Source organism: Pedobacter punctiformis (genome assembly GCF_027213715.1).
Taxonomy (GTDB): domain Bacteria; phylum Bacteroidota; class Bacteroidia; order Sphingobacteriales; family Sphingobacteriaceae; genus Pedobacter; species Pedobacter punctiformis.
This window is the reverse complement of record NZ_JAPWGM010000006.1, coordinates 41,604-56,380: the sequence shown is the minus strand read 5'-3', so window position 1 is coordinate 56,380 and position 14,777 is coordinate 41,604. Positions and strand designations below refer to the sequence as shown.

The following is a 14,777-nucleotide window of genomic DNA, read 5'->3' as shown; positions in this document are numbered from 1 at the left end:
TTTTTTGTTTTTTGATAAAAAAAACACTTTCTTTGAATATCAACACGCTCAAAACCAAACTAACAACAGTCAAAAAAACATAGGAGATAAGCTATAGAAATTAAACATCTACAAATTAATTTTTAGCAAATAGTACGGGATTTAGTGTAGGTAAACCTATGAATTTACAATCATATAATGATCAGGACCTGGTAAAGGTATATATTGCCGGGAACGAACTTGGATTGCAGGAGCTTTTAAAAAGACATAAAAGTAAAATTTATACTTCTATCTACTTGTTGGTAAAGGACCAATATTTAGCCGAAGATATTTTTCAGGACGCTTTTATAAAAGTAATTAACACGCTGCGATCAGGACGGTATAACGAGGAGGGTAAGTTTTTACCCTGGGTAATGCGTATTGCCCACAATTTAGTAATCGATTATTTCAGAAAAGAAAAACGCACACCAATCATCACCAGTTCTGATGGCATGGATGTGTTTAATATGCTACAATTCTATGATGAAAGCGCAGAAGACAGGATGCTTCGCGACCAAACACATAAGGATTTAAAAGCAATGATTCATTTATTACCTGATGAACAAAAAGAAGTGCTTTTAATGCGCCATTATGCAGATTTAAGTTTTAAAGAAATAGCCGATTTAACTGATGTAAGCATCAATACAGCCCTTGGCCGTATGCGCTATGCATTGAGCAATTTGCGGAAAATGTTAAAAACTAAAGAAGTGACATACAAGGGGTAGCATAAATATTACAAAAAAAATTTGGTGCAGTAAAATAAAGCTAAGTAACTATCGTTAAGTTTATAAAACTTATCACATTTAGTTGCTTATGACAAAAACCTCTACATCAAAACAAAATGTAAATTTACCTCAAAACATGTTTCAGCTTACTACTGATAATGAATCTGATGCCGAAATCGACTTGTTTTATGATCAAATCAAAAATAAGTTAGATGGGTTGGTTAAAAATCCTCAGGATGAAACCATCAACAGGATTTTAACTTACAGCAGAAATAAGTAAAATTTACACGAGCAAAAAAAGTTGCCCTGATATTGGTGCAGCTTTTTTTGTCTTTATAGCATTTCCCTTTTATTTTCTAAATATTTGACCTTCCTATTAATGAAGGCCTGGATTTGTATTTCCTTTTGATGCAATGTCATCAAGATTGACACACATCTCCTCTCAAAATGTCGCAACGATTACAATTCTCTTTTGGGAAAAGCCTTACCTTTGCATAGTGTAATTTAAACACTAAGGCATGAACAAAAAATTACTTCCACTAACCCTGGGTGGTCTCAGTATTGGTATAACAGAATTTGTAATGATGGGTTTACTTCCGGATATAGCAAAAGATCTTAAAGTTACCATCCCTCAGGCCGGACATTTAATTTCAGCCTACGCTTTGGGCGTAGTTATTGGTGCGCCGTTATTAATTATGATTGCCGGTAAATACCCGCCTAAAAAAATCTTGCTGGCGCTGATGGTTATGTTTACCGTATTTAATGCTTTTTCGGCCTTCGCTCCTACCTTTAATACCTTATTTATTGCCCGGTTATTATCCGGATTACCTCATGGTGCATTTTTTGGGGTCGGTTCAGTGGTGGCCAGCCGCATTGCCGAAAAAGGCAAATCGGCTCAGGCTGTTTCGCTAATGTTTGCAGGCTTAACCATTGCCAATATTTTAGGTGTACCACTTGGCACTTACATAGGACATAATTTTTCGTGGAGAATTTCATTTGCGGTTGTCGTTTTAGTTGGGCTCGTTACTTTATTAAGTCTTAGATTGTGGTTACCGGCCTTAGCAGCAACTAAAAACAGGGATTTAAAATCGGAACTCAATTTCTTTAAAAAACGCGACGCCTGGATTATTGTCTTTATGATTTCTATCGGCACGGGTGGCTTATTTACCTGGTACAGTTATATTTCGCCACTTATGACAGATGTTGCAGGTTTTTCAGCAGAAAATGTAACCTATATATTAATGCTTGCGGGTTTGGGCATGATGGCTGGAAATTTTGTTGGTGGAATTTTGGCAGACCGATTTTCGCCTGCAAAGGCATCGGCGTTTTTGTTGATCGCCATGGTTGTTACTTTAGTTATTGTACATTTTGTATCCTTTAATCAAACTTTAGCTTTAGTGATGACGTTTGTTACCGGAGCAATTGCATTTTCATTGGCTGCGCCTATACAAATGTTAATGATCCAATCGGCAAAAGGTTCAGAAATGCTTGCAGCCTCTGCCAGTCAGGCCAGTTTTAATATTGGTAATGCACTAGGCGCATTTTTTGGAGGTTTACCGCTGGTTTATGGTTTTGATTACACCTCTCCTGCCTATGTTGGTGCGGCAATGGCTTTAATTGGGGCATTTTTTGCTTTTTGGTTAATTAAGAACAACTCTGCTAAAGCAGCAGCGGAAGAAACGGTAATAAAAGAGGAATGCATTGCCCTGCATTAATATTTACGAATCCGGTCTCTTAAACGTCCAAAACTAAAACCAGCAGAAATGCCGCAAAAGGTATTAAGTTTATTAAAATTTGCATTTAGCCCTACTGAAAACGCTGCAATTCTGCCCAGCATAAAATTAGATTTTATTTCTAAAGGCAAGCCTATTGAACGTCTGTCAACGGTTTCGTAAACATCATGATCGAATATACAAAACATTGAATGGCAGGTATTGTATAAAAATGCACCCCGCGATATTTGCCTGGTAAAGGCAATCCCGGTTCCAAACTGCACATTCAGGTAGCGGTTAAAAGTATAACTTTTGCCAACCAGTACAGAAACATCTGATATACTTGGTGTTGGTTCATCACTAAAAAGCCGTATGGCTACCATTTCTGAAGCCTTAACTGCAATATAGTTTGTTTTGTGCTGTACAGACAGATAACTGTCACTATAAGTTCCTCTTTCAGTTCCAACGCCAGCACCAAAGCCCAATGCAAAATAAATTTTATGGTTTTTGTGAAGTGTATCTTGCTGTGCAAATCCTTTTGATAAGATCAGCATTAAAAAACAGGTGATTAAATATTTCATTGTGCTAAATTTTAGTTGAGTTTTTTGAACTTTCTCCCATTTTCTTCAGAAGTTTCAGGTGCGAAACGACACCACCAAAGTAGGTTGTAACATTAGGCTTAATGTTATTTTCCAGCAATACCTTATACAATATCTTACTGATTTGAGGGTAAAAAATATGATGGTAATGTGGAAATAAGTGATGTGCAATGTGATTATTAAAGCCTCCTAAAATAAAATTTGCAAGCTTACTAAAAGGATGCATATCATTGGAACTTTTAATTTGGTTCATTAACCAGGAAGTTTTAATGTAACCTTCGTTATCCGTTTTTGGGTATTCTGTTTGCTCTACGTGGTGGGTCATAAAAAAAGTAAACAGCAGAAATAGGGACTGAATTAAATGCATCATCAAAAAACCGGTTAAAACAATTGTCCATGTTTGTTGTGCAAGCAGTAAGGGCAAAATCACCACTAAGCTTACATAAGCAATTTTTTGAACCCAAAACGATAAGTGATACTTAAAACCCTTTTTTTGACGGTATTCATCTTTAGAGAAAAGAATTACAAAATCCTTAATAAATATCCAAAACAATGAATATGTAGTATAGGCAAGCGGGGCATAAAAGTGTTGATAGCGGTGAAACCAATAACATTTACTATCGGGGATTACCCGGATTAGTTTTGATATTTTAAGATCTGAATCATAATCTTCCACATTAGGCGCATAATGATGAGAATTAATGTGACGAAGTTTCCAGGCCTCGGCATGTGCCCCTACAATAGTATAAATGATTACGAAAGCGATATGGTTTAATTTTTTACGCTTGAAAATGGTGTTGTGAGAAAAATCGTGCGAAAAGTTAAATGCAAATAGTAACGAAATAAGTCCGTAGGCAATAAAGCATAGCACAAACAGCATCGGATTGTTGATTTGAAACAAACCCGTGTAAGCAAAAATGCTAAGCGAAAAATAGAACACAAATTTAAGGGTAATCATTCGGGTAAAAGCCGGCTTTTCTATAACAATTCCACTTGCCACCCGTCTGTAAATTTCCTTAAGCAGTTGGCTGTCTGCCGGAACATGAATGTGCTTATCTTTCATAATTTCTAACTTTAATTTGTTTACTGTTTCCCATCATTTTGAGAAACCTGAAATGCGAAGCCAAAGATTCCAGATAGGACATTTCCATATAAATGAGTTTATGCTTTTTAGCCAAATGTTTAAAAATTGGAATAATTTTAAGGTAATGCACATGGCAAATATTCGGCAGTAAATGATGCACTGCGTGGGCGTTAAAGCCACCCAATGTCCAGTTCAAAAATTTACTTTCGGCATTGTAGTCTATAGAAGTGAGCATTTGCAGCTTGGGCCAGCTCATATTCAGTTTATTGTTTTCATCGGGCGTTGGATGTGCAACAAAGTCAGAAAGGTGCGCAACACCAAGTACCGAAACAAATAAAATGGAGATGATAAAATGATTAAGAAAAAAAGCCACTAATACCGTTGGCAAACCAAATGGCAATAAAAAAACCGGTAAAATGATCATATATCCTATATAAAGGAGTTTATAAAACACCAATTTGATCATTTCCTTTCGTGGTATGCTGATCTCAATTGTTCTGCTCGAAAACCTGAAAAGCATCAATGCCTCTCTAAAAAAGAACCAGTTAATGGAGTAAAACAGGTAAAGAAAGGGCGCATAGATAAATTGATATTGATGATACCACTTTAATGCCTGACTCTCCGTCATTCTAAAAAGTGGATTATTCAGCACATCAATATCGCTCCCTTCAATATTGGTATACAGGTGGTGCGATTCGTTATGATTTTTACCCCAAACATATGCATTATTCCCCTGCAGGTTAAAACTCAATGAAAACAAAATCCGGTTCCAGAATTTGCTTTTAACGGCAACACCATGAGCGGCATCATGAGAAATATTAAAAGCAGTAAGTAAAACAGACAAACCCATCAAAAGGTAGTATGCAAAGAATGGGGCAACCGAGTTGCTATTAATCATTAAGGTGTAGAACAAAATATCAAGCCCGAAATAGAAAAAAATCTTGAAATACATCGTATAGTTTCCGGTTTTCTTCAACTCATTTATTGTGAAATATAACTCCACCTGTTCATTTAACTCCTTATAAAAATCCGAGCCTTCATCTTTTATAAATCTTAATTTTTTCATGTCTATATTTTTAGTTTACTTAATCCTTTTAAAGTGATATGCATAATCAGAAGATCTGCCTGCAGCAATAAACAACAAAAGTGCACCTGACCTATCATGTGCATGATTAAGGATAAGCCCCCCATCACTTGCTAAACCAATTCTGGTTTTTGCACTTTCCGAACCGCCCAGGATATAGGGAACACCATGAAATTTCACATACTTATTGCCCAATAACAGCAATCCTCTTGATTGTAGTTTGGCTGATAACGTTACGCTATCCAGAAGAAAATTATCTTTTTTAAAAAGAAAACTGATCTGATTATTTTCTAAAACCTTAACATCTACAGAGAGATTGTCTGAAGGGCTAAAATCGATTTTATTTTTACTGATGTGCCGGTGAAACTGTTCAGTTTTACGTTGGTAACCAAGTATTTCGGCATCCCCTCTTTTTGTGTAGATTAAATCTGGAAATAACCGGTAAGTTCCGGAAAGCCTGGATACATTCTCTTCGGATAACTTAACTTTATACTGATTGATGGTCCGATCAGAAAAAGAAGCGCAACCAGAAAGAAACAGACCAAGAATAAAAATGGCAAGTTTAAAGCTGATCGTTTTTTGATTTGGCCTTACACCATTGGCACGGGGCTTAATTGAGTTTGAAGTATTCATTTGATTGAGTTTTAAATTCGTTGGTCAAATCTAAAACACTCAACTCTCCTGAATTAATCTTAAAGATTATATCATATATAAAATACATCCTTAAAAGAAATATTTCATCTAATAAGGTTAATACAAATTATAATTATTAAATTAAAGCCTCAAAACAATCCTTTTGATTATTAAAATTAACGATACTTCACTTATAAATTAATCTTTATGGATAATCAACAAGCATTATTTTTTCAGGCCATTAAGTCAGCTTTACCCGATTACCAAAACCTGGCATTAAGTGTAGCCGAAGAATTAGGAATAAGCACCAATGAGGCCTATAAGAAAATCAGGGGCGACAGCAATCTCACTTTCCAGCAAATCATCAAATTATCTGATTGTTTCGATGTTCCATTTTTATATAGCCCGAAACAATCGTTATCGGTTACCTTTAGCTATTTAAGTGTAAATGAAGATTTAGACATGATTGGTTACCTCCGAAACTTACTGGATAATATCAAAGCCATCAAAAACAGCAACAAAAAACACATCACCATTACCACAGACGATATACCCATATTTCATTTTTTCAAATATCCCGAACTCACCAGTTTTAAACTGTTCTTTTGGTCAAACAGTGCCAATAACCTGGAAATGCCGTTTAATTCTTCATTCCTGTCTGATGAAATTATTAAAATTTCGCAAGAGCTGCATGCCACTTATTTAGAAATACCTAGTACCGAAATATGGTCTAAAGATACCGTAACAGGCACACTGGAACAGATCAGGTATGCATTTGAAGCCGGGCATCTTACCGATACCGAACTGGCTATAAAAATTGTAGAGCAGGTAAGATATTGCCTTACCGACATGAATATGTATGCCATTAGCAGTAAAAAAACCATCGACCCTAACCATACTTTCAACTGGTACAATTGCGATGTTTTGGGAAGCATCTCTTACTTAGTTGATTTTAAAGACCGCATGGCCTGCTACAATAGATTTAATACTTTTAATTATTTAAGAACGGAAGACCAGGCCTATTGCAAACAAACCAAACACTGGATGCAGGGATTAATTATGAAATCGGTTTCGTTTAGTGGCCAGGGCGAAAAACACCGGAATAAATACCTCTATAATGCTTTCGCAGAATGCGACAACCTGATTAGAGAAATAAACAATGGCTAATTAAAATTCGGAAACAATCTATTACTTATATTTGCAATATGCTTAAAAAAGAACGCTACAAACTTTTTGTAGACCATTTTTCTGTCAAACAACCTGATGCAGAAACAGAATTGCATTACAACAATCCTTATCAGCTTTTGGTTGCCGTTATTTTATCTGCCCAATGCACCGATAAACGCGTAAATATGGTTACACCTGCCTTATTTCAACGCTTTCCAAATGCCAAAGCAATGGCGGAGGTTACGCCAGATATTGTATTTGATTATATTAAAAGCATTAGCTATCCAAATAATAAAGCAAAACATTTAGTGGGTATGGCCAACATCCTTCTAAATGAGTTCAACAATGTGGTTCCTGCTGATGTAGATGATTTACAAAAAATGCCGGGTGTGGGCAGAAAAACAGCTAATGTAATTGCCTCTGTAATTTACAATGCGCCTGCAATGGCTGTAGATACGCATGTATTCAGGGTAGCCAATCGCTTAGGTTTAACAAATGGTAAAACTCCTCTGGCAGTTGAAAAAGATTTGGTTAAAAATTTACCGGAACAGGATATTCATATTGCCCACCACTGGCTAATTTTACATGGCCGCTATGTGTGCCTGGCCAGGAAACCAAAATGTGAGGTATGCGAAATTACCTATATGTGCAGGTATTTTGAAAGGTTAACCGCACAAAATGAAAGAGACAAATTAAAAGCTTAAAAAATATTTTACACTTACTATTGACATTAGCTAAAAAACAATTAACTTAGCTAAATATTTTAGTATTTAAATTTAAAATGATAAGGCTTATTGCCGATTAAATAATAGTATTACACGTAATCAGACAGATAAAACATGAGCAGCGCAAATCCAGATAAATTAAAAGCCCTACAACTAACCTTAGATAAATTAGAAAAATCATACGGTAAAGGTACCATCATGAAGCTGGGCGATACCGCAATTGAACCCATAGATTTTATTTCTACAGGATCTATCAGTTTAGATATTGCCTTAGGCATTGGTGGCATTCCAAAAGGACGGGTTATTGAAATTTATGGTCCGGAATCTTCGGGTAAAACAACTTTGGCTACCCATATTATTGCCGAAGCACAGAAAAAAGGGGGTATCGCAGCTTTTATAGATGCAGAGCATGCCTTTGATCAGTTCTATGCTAAAAAACTTGGCGTTGATACCGATAACCTGTTAATCTCTCAACCAGATAATGGTGAACAAGCTTTAGAAATTGCGGATAACTTAATCCGCTCTGGTGCTATTGATGTAATTGTTATTGACTCTGTTGCTGCTTTGGTTCCTAAAAGTGAGATTGAAGGTGAAATGGGTGACAGTAAAATGGGCTTACATGCCCGCTTAATGAGTCAGGCATTGCGTAAATTAACCGGAACGATTTCTAAAACCGGATGTTGCTGTATTTTTATTAACCAGTTGCGTGATAAAATTGGTGTAATGTTTGGTAACCCGGAAACGACTACAGGTGGTAATGCGTTAAAGTTTTATGCTTCTGTACGTTTAGATATCCGTCGTATTTCGCAAATTAAAGATTCAGACGAAGTTTCAGGTAACCGTGTAAAAGTTAAAATCGTTAAAAACAAAGTTGCTCCACCTTTCCGCATTGCTGAATTTGATGTAATGTTTGGAGAAGGAATTTCTAAAAACGGAGAAATTGTAGATTTAGGTGTTGATTTTGGCATCATTAAAAAAGCAGGATCATGGTATTCTTATGGGGATACAAAATTAGGTCAGGGAAGAGATGCCGTTAAACAATTATTGTCAGACAACCCCGAATTGGCTGAGGAATTAGAAGTTAAAATTAAAGCAGAAGTAACCGGAGATAAATTAGCAGAGAAATAAGCTTAGCTAATATTTTAATAAAAAGCCCTGCTTAAAAAATTTAAGCAGGGCTTTTTTTATGATCAGCAAACAAATCTATTTTGATGCGTCCTGACTAAAAATGGCATTAAAATCTTTCGTTACATAAACGATAACCAGGATTGCTGCAATTAGCAAAGCACCTAAAATAATTACCCCCCAACTTCCACTCAATTTATTTTTATCTTTTCTAACCATCCAGTACAATGTGCCCATTAAAGGAATTGCACAAACGATCCAAAATATTAGCGATGCTCCAGTCATATCATTTAAAAATCTATATTCTATTTACAATTGTTCAGTTAAAATTCCATTCTCGCCATAGGTGATACCTCCTGCCCTACAAAGTCCTGTTTTAAAAACTTCTGGTACCCGGCTATTGCAATCATCCCTGCATTATCTGTGCAATATTGAAAAGCCGGAATGTAAACTTTCCAATCCAACTCAACAGCCATATTTTGCAAGGTATTACGCAAACCCGAATTTGCCGATACTCCGCCAGCAATAGCAATTTCTTTAATGTTATACTCAACAGCAGCCTTCTTTAGCTTTTTCATCAAAATCTGAATAATACTATGCTGAACTGAAGCGCAAATATCATTTAAATTTTCGGCAATAAAGTTTGGATTCTCTTTTTCCTGCTTTCTTATAAAGTAAAGAATAGAGGTTTTAAAACCACTAAAGCTAAAGTTTAAATCTGCAATTTGAGGTTCTGCAAATTTATAAGCTAAAGGATTACCCTTTTGTGCATGTTTATCAATAAGTGGTCCGCCGGGATATGGGAGTTGCAAAATTTTAGCGGTTTTATCAAAAGCTTCTCCTGCTGCATCATCTAAAGTTTCGCCAACAATTTCCATGTCAAAATAATCTTTAACCAAAACAATCTGCGTATGACCACCAGAAACCGTTAAACATAAAAAAGGAAAATTAGGTTTAGGGTCATCAATAAAATGCGCCAATATGTGCGCATGCATATGGTTTACAGAAATTAAAGGTATATTTAAGGCTAATGCAAAAGATTTCGCAAAAGAAACACCTACTAAAAGCGAACCTAACAAACCAGGACCACGCGTAAAAGCGACGGCATTTATGTCCTGTTTTGTAACTTTAGCATCAATTAATGCTTGTTGTACTGCAGGTACAATATTTTGCTGATGTACCCTTGATGCTAATTCGGGGATTACGCCACCATAATTTTGATGAATTGTTTGGTTTGCAATAACATTGGCAGTAATTTTGCCGTTGTTACATATAGCAACTGAAGTATCGTCGCAAGAGGACTCGATAGCAAGTATGACTGACAAATTATTTATATTTAAGCTGCAAAATTATTAAAAAACTATTTAAAATACTCCTTTGGGTAATCGCATCAATAATTTTGCTGCTGGCGCTTGTTATTTTTTCTTTACAGTTTAAGCCTGTTCAAACTTATGTTGCCCAAAAAGCTGCAGCCTATTTATCTAAAGAACTTAACACTACAATCTCTATAAAGAGTTTATACATTAAACCTTTTAAATCTATTGTACTTGAAGACTTACTGGTTCTGGACCAGCAAAAAGACACTTTATTAAGTACGCCTGCTTTTCTTGTAGACATTAATCAGCTTTCCATAAAGAAAAGAATAATTGATGTAAACACTGTCCAAATTAATAACGGCAGCTTTTTCCTAAAGGATTATAAAGATAAGACATCTAATCTTGATTTCATTATTAACTACTTCGATTCTGGTAAACCTACTGTAAAGAAAAAGAAACCGGAACCTTATAAAATAGATTTCAGAAGGATTATTTTAAATAAAATTAGCTTTAAGTATAAAAATTACGCAGCTAAAGATACTATTTTAAAACAGAGTGTAAATTTTGACGATGTAAGTTTAAATAGTTTAAGTGGGATTTTTGAGGGCCTTGACACCAAAGATCACTTACTGAAAACAAATATTAAGGGTTTAACTTTCAGAGAAAAAAGTGGCTTTTTCTTAAAAAATCTTACGGCAGAAACAACGGTTGACACGAATGCTATTGAGCTGAAAAATTTATTGCTTGAAACCAATCAAAGCAGATTAACAGATTATTATCAAATGCAGTTTAAAAGTTTTAAAGACTTTAACCACTATGTTGATAATGTTAGGATGAAAGCCATATTTAAAGAAAGTCACATCACCTCTAAAGATATTTCATTTTTTGCGCCTGAAATGGGTAAAATGAAGCTCGATGTAGATGTTGATGGTCAGATTACAGGCTTGGTGAATAACCTGAAAGCTAAAAAACTCTCCATAAAATCGGGCAAGGCTACCTACATCAAAGGCGATTTTATTATAAAGGGCCTTCCAAAATGGGAAGAAACCTTTATGGATCTTAAAATTGAAATGGCCGGCACCAATAAAGCTGATCTTGAAGAAGTAATTGGTGGCATTACTGGAAAGAAATCTAAAATCATTCCTTCTATTGTAAATAAATTCGGAAATATAAACTTTAACGGTAGTTTCACCGGTTTTCAAAATGATTTTATTGCCTACGGAGAATTTAAAACCAAATTGGGTAAGTTTATTTCTGATGTGAACATGAAAATCGATAAAAATGATGTTCCTTCTTATACAGGAAACATAAAAACATTCGATTTTAACATTGGTAATTTGCTTGATGAGAAGAGTTTAGGCAGAATAAGTTCTTCGTTATATGTTAAAGGCCGCGGAACTGAACTTAAAAGCCTTTCGGAAAAAATTAATGGTGATGTAGATTATATAGATTTTAATAATTACCGTTACCGGAATGTTAAGATTGACGGCACATTTAATAAAAAGTATTTTGATGGTAAGCTGAGCATAAATGATAAAAATGTTAAGCTTGTTTTTGATGGCGGCGTTAATTTAAATCCAAAATTGCCGGTATTTAATTTCAATGCAACCATTACTAAAGCTAAACTTAAAGCGCTTAAATTATTAAGCGATTCTTTAATGGTTGATGCCAAATTCAGCACCAACTTTTCGGGCACTAACTTAAATAATATTGCAGGTAGTTTATTAATTCAGGAAATCAGATTAGAAAATCCGAAAGGCATTTATCATGTAGATTCGGTACAATTACTGGCTAATGGAACAGGTGTTAACCGTAACCTGACTATTAAATCTGACATTTTAGATGCCAGTATTACCGGAGAATATGATTTAAATTCAATCGGTTCTTACTATAAAGCTATTGCTAAAACCTATGTTCCTTCTTTAAAGGCGGATATTATAAAATATAAGAATCAGATTTTTAAATTTAATCTGCAGATTAAAAAGTTTGAACCTTTAGCGCAGATTATATCGCCCGGTTTAAAACTCGAAGAAGGCGCCATCTTTATAGGCAACTTCGATTCCAGGAACAATACTGCCACTTTAAACGGTTTTATTAAACAATTAGACTATCGGGGCGTTGTGGTTAATAACATCATCCTGGATGAGAACACGACACCGCAGCAGTTACAGCTAAACATTACGTCTGACCGTGTAAGGCTAAACGATAGTTTATATATTAAGGATGTAAACATTTCCAATACCCTGCGAAATGATAGTCTGGCCTTCAACGTAAAAATGTCTAACGCGGATGAAGACAACCAACTCGATTTAAACGGATTGGTGGAGTTTACAAAAAACCAGGATACCACCGCGAGGCTAAGCATTTTGCCTTCTATATTAAAAGTCAATAACGAAGAATGGCGCATCCAGGAAAAAGTTCGCATCGTTCTTAACAACGGCAAAACTGAAATCAGCAATTTTGATTTAACAAACAATAACCAGCAAATAACGATTAATGGTTTAATATCAGAAGATACAAAGGATTTATTGCAGGTTGGTTTTAAAGATTTCAACCTTAGAACGCTTAATCCTTTTACCAAGGGCTTTGGTGTTAAGTTAAGTGGAAATGTAAACGGTAAAACCGACTTGTATGGGGTTTTGAAGGGCTTGAAGGCCAATGACGATGTTAAGATTGATTCGCTTAATTTTAACGACATCTATATCGGAACTTTAACAGATACTTCGTCGTTTAACTCAGGATCGAATAAAATCAATGTGTTTACCAAAATTATGGCTGATGATACTGAGACCTTTAAATTAACCGGTGATGTTGATCTAAAGGAAAAACAGATTGATTTGGCTGTTAAGATGAATGATAGTAAACTGACGATTTTAGAGCCTTTTGTAAAACAACTGGTTTCAAATCTTAAAGGAAATATTTCTTCAGATTTGAAAATTAAAGGCCCGTTAAGCAAACCTGAAATTAACGGTACGCTTGCACTGGATAAAGGCCAGCTCATGGTTAATTACTTAAAAACCACTTATGTAATTACCGATAAGGTTGAGGTGAAGAACAGTGTAGTTAACCTTGACAACTTTAAACTGAATGATTTAGAGGGTAACGAAGCCATTGCCAATGGTACTGTAGATTTAAATAACCTGGATAACCCAACCTTGAAAGTAGTGGTGGATGCTAAAAACTTCCTGTCTTTAAATACAACGGCAAGAGACAATTCGGTTTACTACGGAAAGGCTTACGGAACGGGTGTTTTCAAATTTACCGGTCCCACCAACAAGATGAAAATTGATATTAAAGCCAAAACGGAGAAGGGTACAATTTTTAATTTGCCATTAAACAGTTCTGAAACAGTATCGGATAATGACTTTATCAATTTTATAAGCCGGGATTCGACCAAGGTCGTTAAAAAGGCAACCAGCTTTGACGGACTAACCTTAACCTTTAAATTAACGATAGACCCCAATACAACAGCCAACATTTTTACCACTCTGGGTAATTTAAGTGGTAAAGGTAATGCTGAACTTAATCTAAATATCAACAGTTTTGGGGATTTCGAAATGTCAGGAGATTATATTATCGAAACCGGAAGTTTTGATTTTACGGCCCAGGAAGTCATCAATAAAAAATTCGAGATCAGACAAGGCGGTACCATCCGGTGGACAGGAAACCCTACTGCAGCACAAATTAACTTAAAGGCTGTATATGCACTCCGGGCAAACTTAAACGAGTTGTTTAAAGCTGCCAACCGCGATGCCAGCAGTAACGCTAATCAGCGGGTAAATACTGAAGTAGAAATGGGTTTAACGGGCTTGCTATTAAAACCAGATATTAAACTGGACATTAACTTCCCATCCCAACCAGCCATTAAAGAAGAGCTGCAAACTTATCTGAGTGATCAGAATAATTTGAATTTACAAGCTTTCAGTTTAATTATCAGAAGAAGTTTTGCGCCTGGAAACGGCGGAGAATCTATTGGTAACCAATTGGGCTCTACGGTGCAAAGTACGGCTACGGAGCTGGTATTTAATCAGTTTAACAATGTGCTATCTTCGTTAAACCTAAACTTTGTTGATTTAAATGTTAAATCACTGAGTGAGGCTAATGCATCATTCAAATTTTTTAATGATCGGTTAATTATAAATGCTGGTATTGTTGACCGGAATAGTTTGAATGATTTTTCAATTATCGATTTCTCAAAAAACAATGTAGGTAGCGAGGTTGAGGCTTTATTTTTAATTAAGAAAGATGGTAGTTTAGTTGGAAAATTAGCCAATAAACCGCCTACACAACAAAGCATTTTCTTAAACAGTGGAATTAGTGCCACGGCCAATGTAACATCGTTAGGTTTAGTTTATACGCAGCAGTTTGATACTTTTAAAGAGTTTCTTCAAAAGCTTTCGGGCGCTTACCGCAAAAACTTGAAGAGAAAGCAAAGCCAGCAGCAACCTAAGGTTAATAAGTCGATCAGCAAAGAGGTTATCATTAATCAAAGTAAAAACAACCCAAGGAGATAATTGAGTACAGGATATAAAAAAGAAAAGGTTGGTCATTTACATGGCCAACCTTTTTTTATTATTGAATTAAGAAGA

At 35.5% G+C, this 14,777-nt stretch carries 13 protein-coding genes; 7 read left to right on the top strand and 6 right to left on the bottom strand.

The window, feature by feature from the left end:
- The first annotated feature begins 158 nt into the window (after positions 1 to 158).
- From O0955_RS15865 to O0955_RS15855, 3 genes are all read left to right on the top strand, one after another.
- Positions 159 to 743, top strand: a complete 585-nt coding sequence (locus tag O0955_RS15865) for an RNA polymerase sigma factor (RefSeq protein ID WP_269428541.1) — start codon at positions 159 to 161, stop codon at positions 741 to 743.
- 88 nt (positions 744 to 831) lie between these two features.
- Positions 832 to 1,023: a hypothetical protein gene (locus O0955_RS15860; RefSeq protein ID WP_269428540.1), complete on the top strand. Its 192-nt coding sequence runs from the start codon at positions 832 to 834 to the stop codon at positions 1,021 to 1,023.
- Between the two features lie 238 nt (positions 1,024 to 1,261).
- Positions 1,262 to 2,458 (top strand): MFS transporter, encoded by a 1,197-nt coding sequence (locus O0955_RS15855; RefSeq protein WP_269428539.1) that lies wholly within the window; start codon positions 1,262 to 1,264, stop codon positions 2,456 to 2,458.
- On the opposite strand, the gene O0955_RS15850 is transcribed toward O0955_RS15855, so the two are convergent.
- Genes O0955_RS15850 through O0955_RS15835 form a run of 4 tightly spaced genes read right to left on the bottom strand, consistent with a single transcriptional unit; the run spans position 2,455 to position 5,855 of the window.
- Entirely contained in the window at positions 2,455 to 3,036 is a 582-nt protein-coding gene (locus tag O0955_RS15850; RefSeq protein WP_269428538.1) for a hypothetical protein, read from the bottom strand. The two genes, O0955_RS15855 and O0955_RS15850, sit on opposite strands and share 4 nt — an antisense overlap.
- 4 nt (positions 3,037 to 3,040) lie before the next feature.
- Positions 3,041 to 4,117, bottom strand: coding sequence for a fatty acid desaturase family protein (locus O0955_RS15845; protein WP_269428537.1), 1,077 nt, complete (start codon positions 4,115 to 4,117; stop codon positions 3,041 to 3,043).
- On the bottom strand, positions 4,107 to 5,204 hold the full coding sequence (locus O0955_RS15840) for a fatty acid desaturase family protein (protein ID WP_269428536.1): 1,098 nt from the start codon (positions 5,202 to 5,204) through the stop codon (positions 4,107 to 4,109). Before O0955_RS15840 ends, O0955_RS15845 begins: the two co-directional genes overlap by 11 nt.
- Before the next feature lie 15 nt (positions 5,205 to 5,219).
- Entirely contained in the window at positions 5,220 to 5,855 is a 636-nt protein-coding gene (locus O0955_RS15835) for a hypothetical protein (RefSeq protein WP_269428535.1), read from the bottom strand.
- 207 nt (positions 5,856 to 6,062) lie between these two features.
- On the opposite strand from O0955_RS15835, the gene O0955_RS15830 reads away from it, so the two are divergent.
- The 3 genes from O0955_RS15830 (at position 6,063) to recA (ending at position 8,875) form a co-directional block, all read left to right on the top strand.
- The gene (locus O0955_RS15830; protein WP_269428534.1) at positions 6,063 to 7,022 is read left to right on the top strand and encodes a hypothetical protein; all 960 of its coding nucleotides are present in this window, start codon (positions 6,063 to 6,065) and stop codon (positions 7,020 to 7,022) included.
- 38 nt (positions 7,023 to 7,060) lie between these two features.
- A complete protein-coding gene (gene nth, locus O0955_RS15825; protein ID WP_269428533.1) occupies positions 7,061 to 7,726 on the top strand; it encodes an endonuclease III in 666 nt (221 codons plus the stop codon).
- Positions 7,727 to 7,861: 135 nt separating this feature from the next.
- Positions 7,862 to 8,875: a recombinase RecA gene (gene recA / locus O0955_RS15820; RefSeq protein WP_269428532.1), complete on the top strand. Its 1,014-nt coding sequence runs from the start codon at positions 7,862 to 7,864 to the stop codon at positions 8,873 to 8,875.
- A gap of 75 nt (positions 8,876 to 8,950) precedes the next feature.
- On the opposite strand, the gene O0955_RS15815 is transcribed toward recA, so the two are convergent.
- Together O0955_RS15815 and tsaD are read right to left on the bottom strand one after the other, a co-directional pair.
- A complete protein-coding gene (locus O0955_RS15815) occupies positions 8,951 to 9,157 on the bottom strand; it encodes a hypothetical protein (RefSeq protein WP_269428531.1) in 207 nt (68 codons plus the stop codon).
- 38 nt (positions 9,158 to 9,195) lie between these two features.
- The gene (tsaD, locus tag O0955_RS15810) at positions 9,196 to 10,197 is read right to left on the bottom strand and encodes a tRNA (adenosine(37)-N6)-threonylcarbamoyltransferase complex transferase subunit TsaD (RefSeq protein WP_269428530.1); all 1,002 of its coding nucleotides are present in this window, start codon (positions 10,195 to 10,197) and stop codon (positions 9,196 to 9,198) included.
- Positions 10,198 to 10,271: 74 nt separating this feature from the next.
- On the opposite strand from tsaD, the gene O0955_RS15805 reads away from it, so the two are divergent.
- On the top strand, positions 10,272 to 14,702 hold the full coding sequence (locus O0955_RS15805; protein WP_269428529.1) for a translocation/assembly module TamB domain-containing protein: 4,431 nt from the start codon (positions 10,272 to 10,274) through the stop codon (positions 14,700 to 14,702).
- Positions 14,703 to 14,777: the final 75 nt, after the last annotated feature.

Coding starts and splice junctions, on each gene's coding strand:
- O0955_RS15815 (WP_269428531.1), bottom strand. CDS start 9,157: ATGACTGGAGCATCGCTAATATTTTGGATCGTTTGTGCAATTCCTTTA.
- O0955_RS15850 (WP_269428538.1), bottom strand. CDS start 3,036: ATGAAATATTTAATCACCTGTTTTTTAATGCTGATCTTATCAAAAGGA.
- nth (WP_269428533.1), top strand. CDS start 7,061: ATGCTTAAAAAAGAACGCTACAAACTTTTTGTAGACCATTTTTCTGTC.
- O0955_RS15845 (WP_269428537.1), bottom strand. CDS start 4,117: ATGAAAGATAAGCACATTCATGTTCCGGCAGACAGCCAACTGCTTAAG.
- O0955_RS15855 (WP_269428539.1), top strand. CDS start 1,262: ATGAACAAAAAATTACTTCCACTAACCCTGGGTGGTCTCAGTATTGGT.
- O0955_RS15865 (WP_269428541.1), top strand. CDS start 159: ATGAATTTACAATCATATAATGATCAGGACCTGGTAAAGGTATATATT.
- O0955_RS15830 (WP_269428534.1), top strand. CDS start 6,063: ATGGATAATCAACAAGCATTATTTTTTCAGGCCATTAAGTCAGCTTTA.
- O0955_RS15860 (WP_269428540.1), top strand. CDS start 832: ATGACAAAAACCTCTACATCAAAACAAAATGTAAATTTACCTCAAAAC.
- O0955_RS15840 (WP_269428536.1), bottom strand. CDS start 5,204: ATGAAAAAATTAAGATTTATAAAAGATGAAGGCTCGGATTTTTATAAG.
- recA (WP_269428532.1), top strand. CDS start 7,862: ATGAGCAGCGCAAATCCAGATAAATTAAAAGCCCTACAACTAACCTTA.
- O0955_RS15835 (WP_269428535.1), bottom strand. CDS start 5,855: ATGAATACTTCAAACTCAATTAAGCCCCGTGCCAATGGTGTAAGGCCA.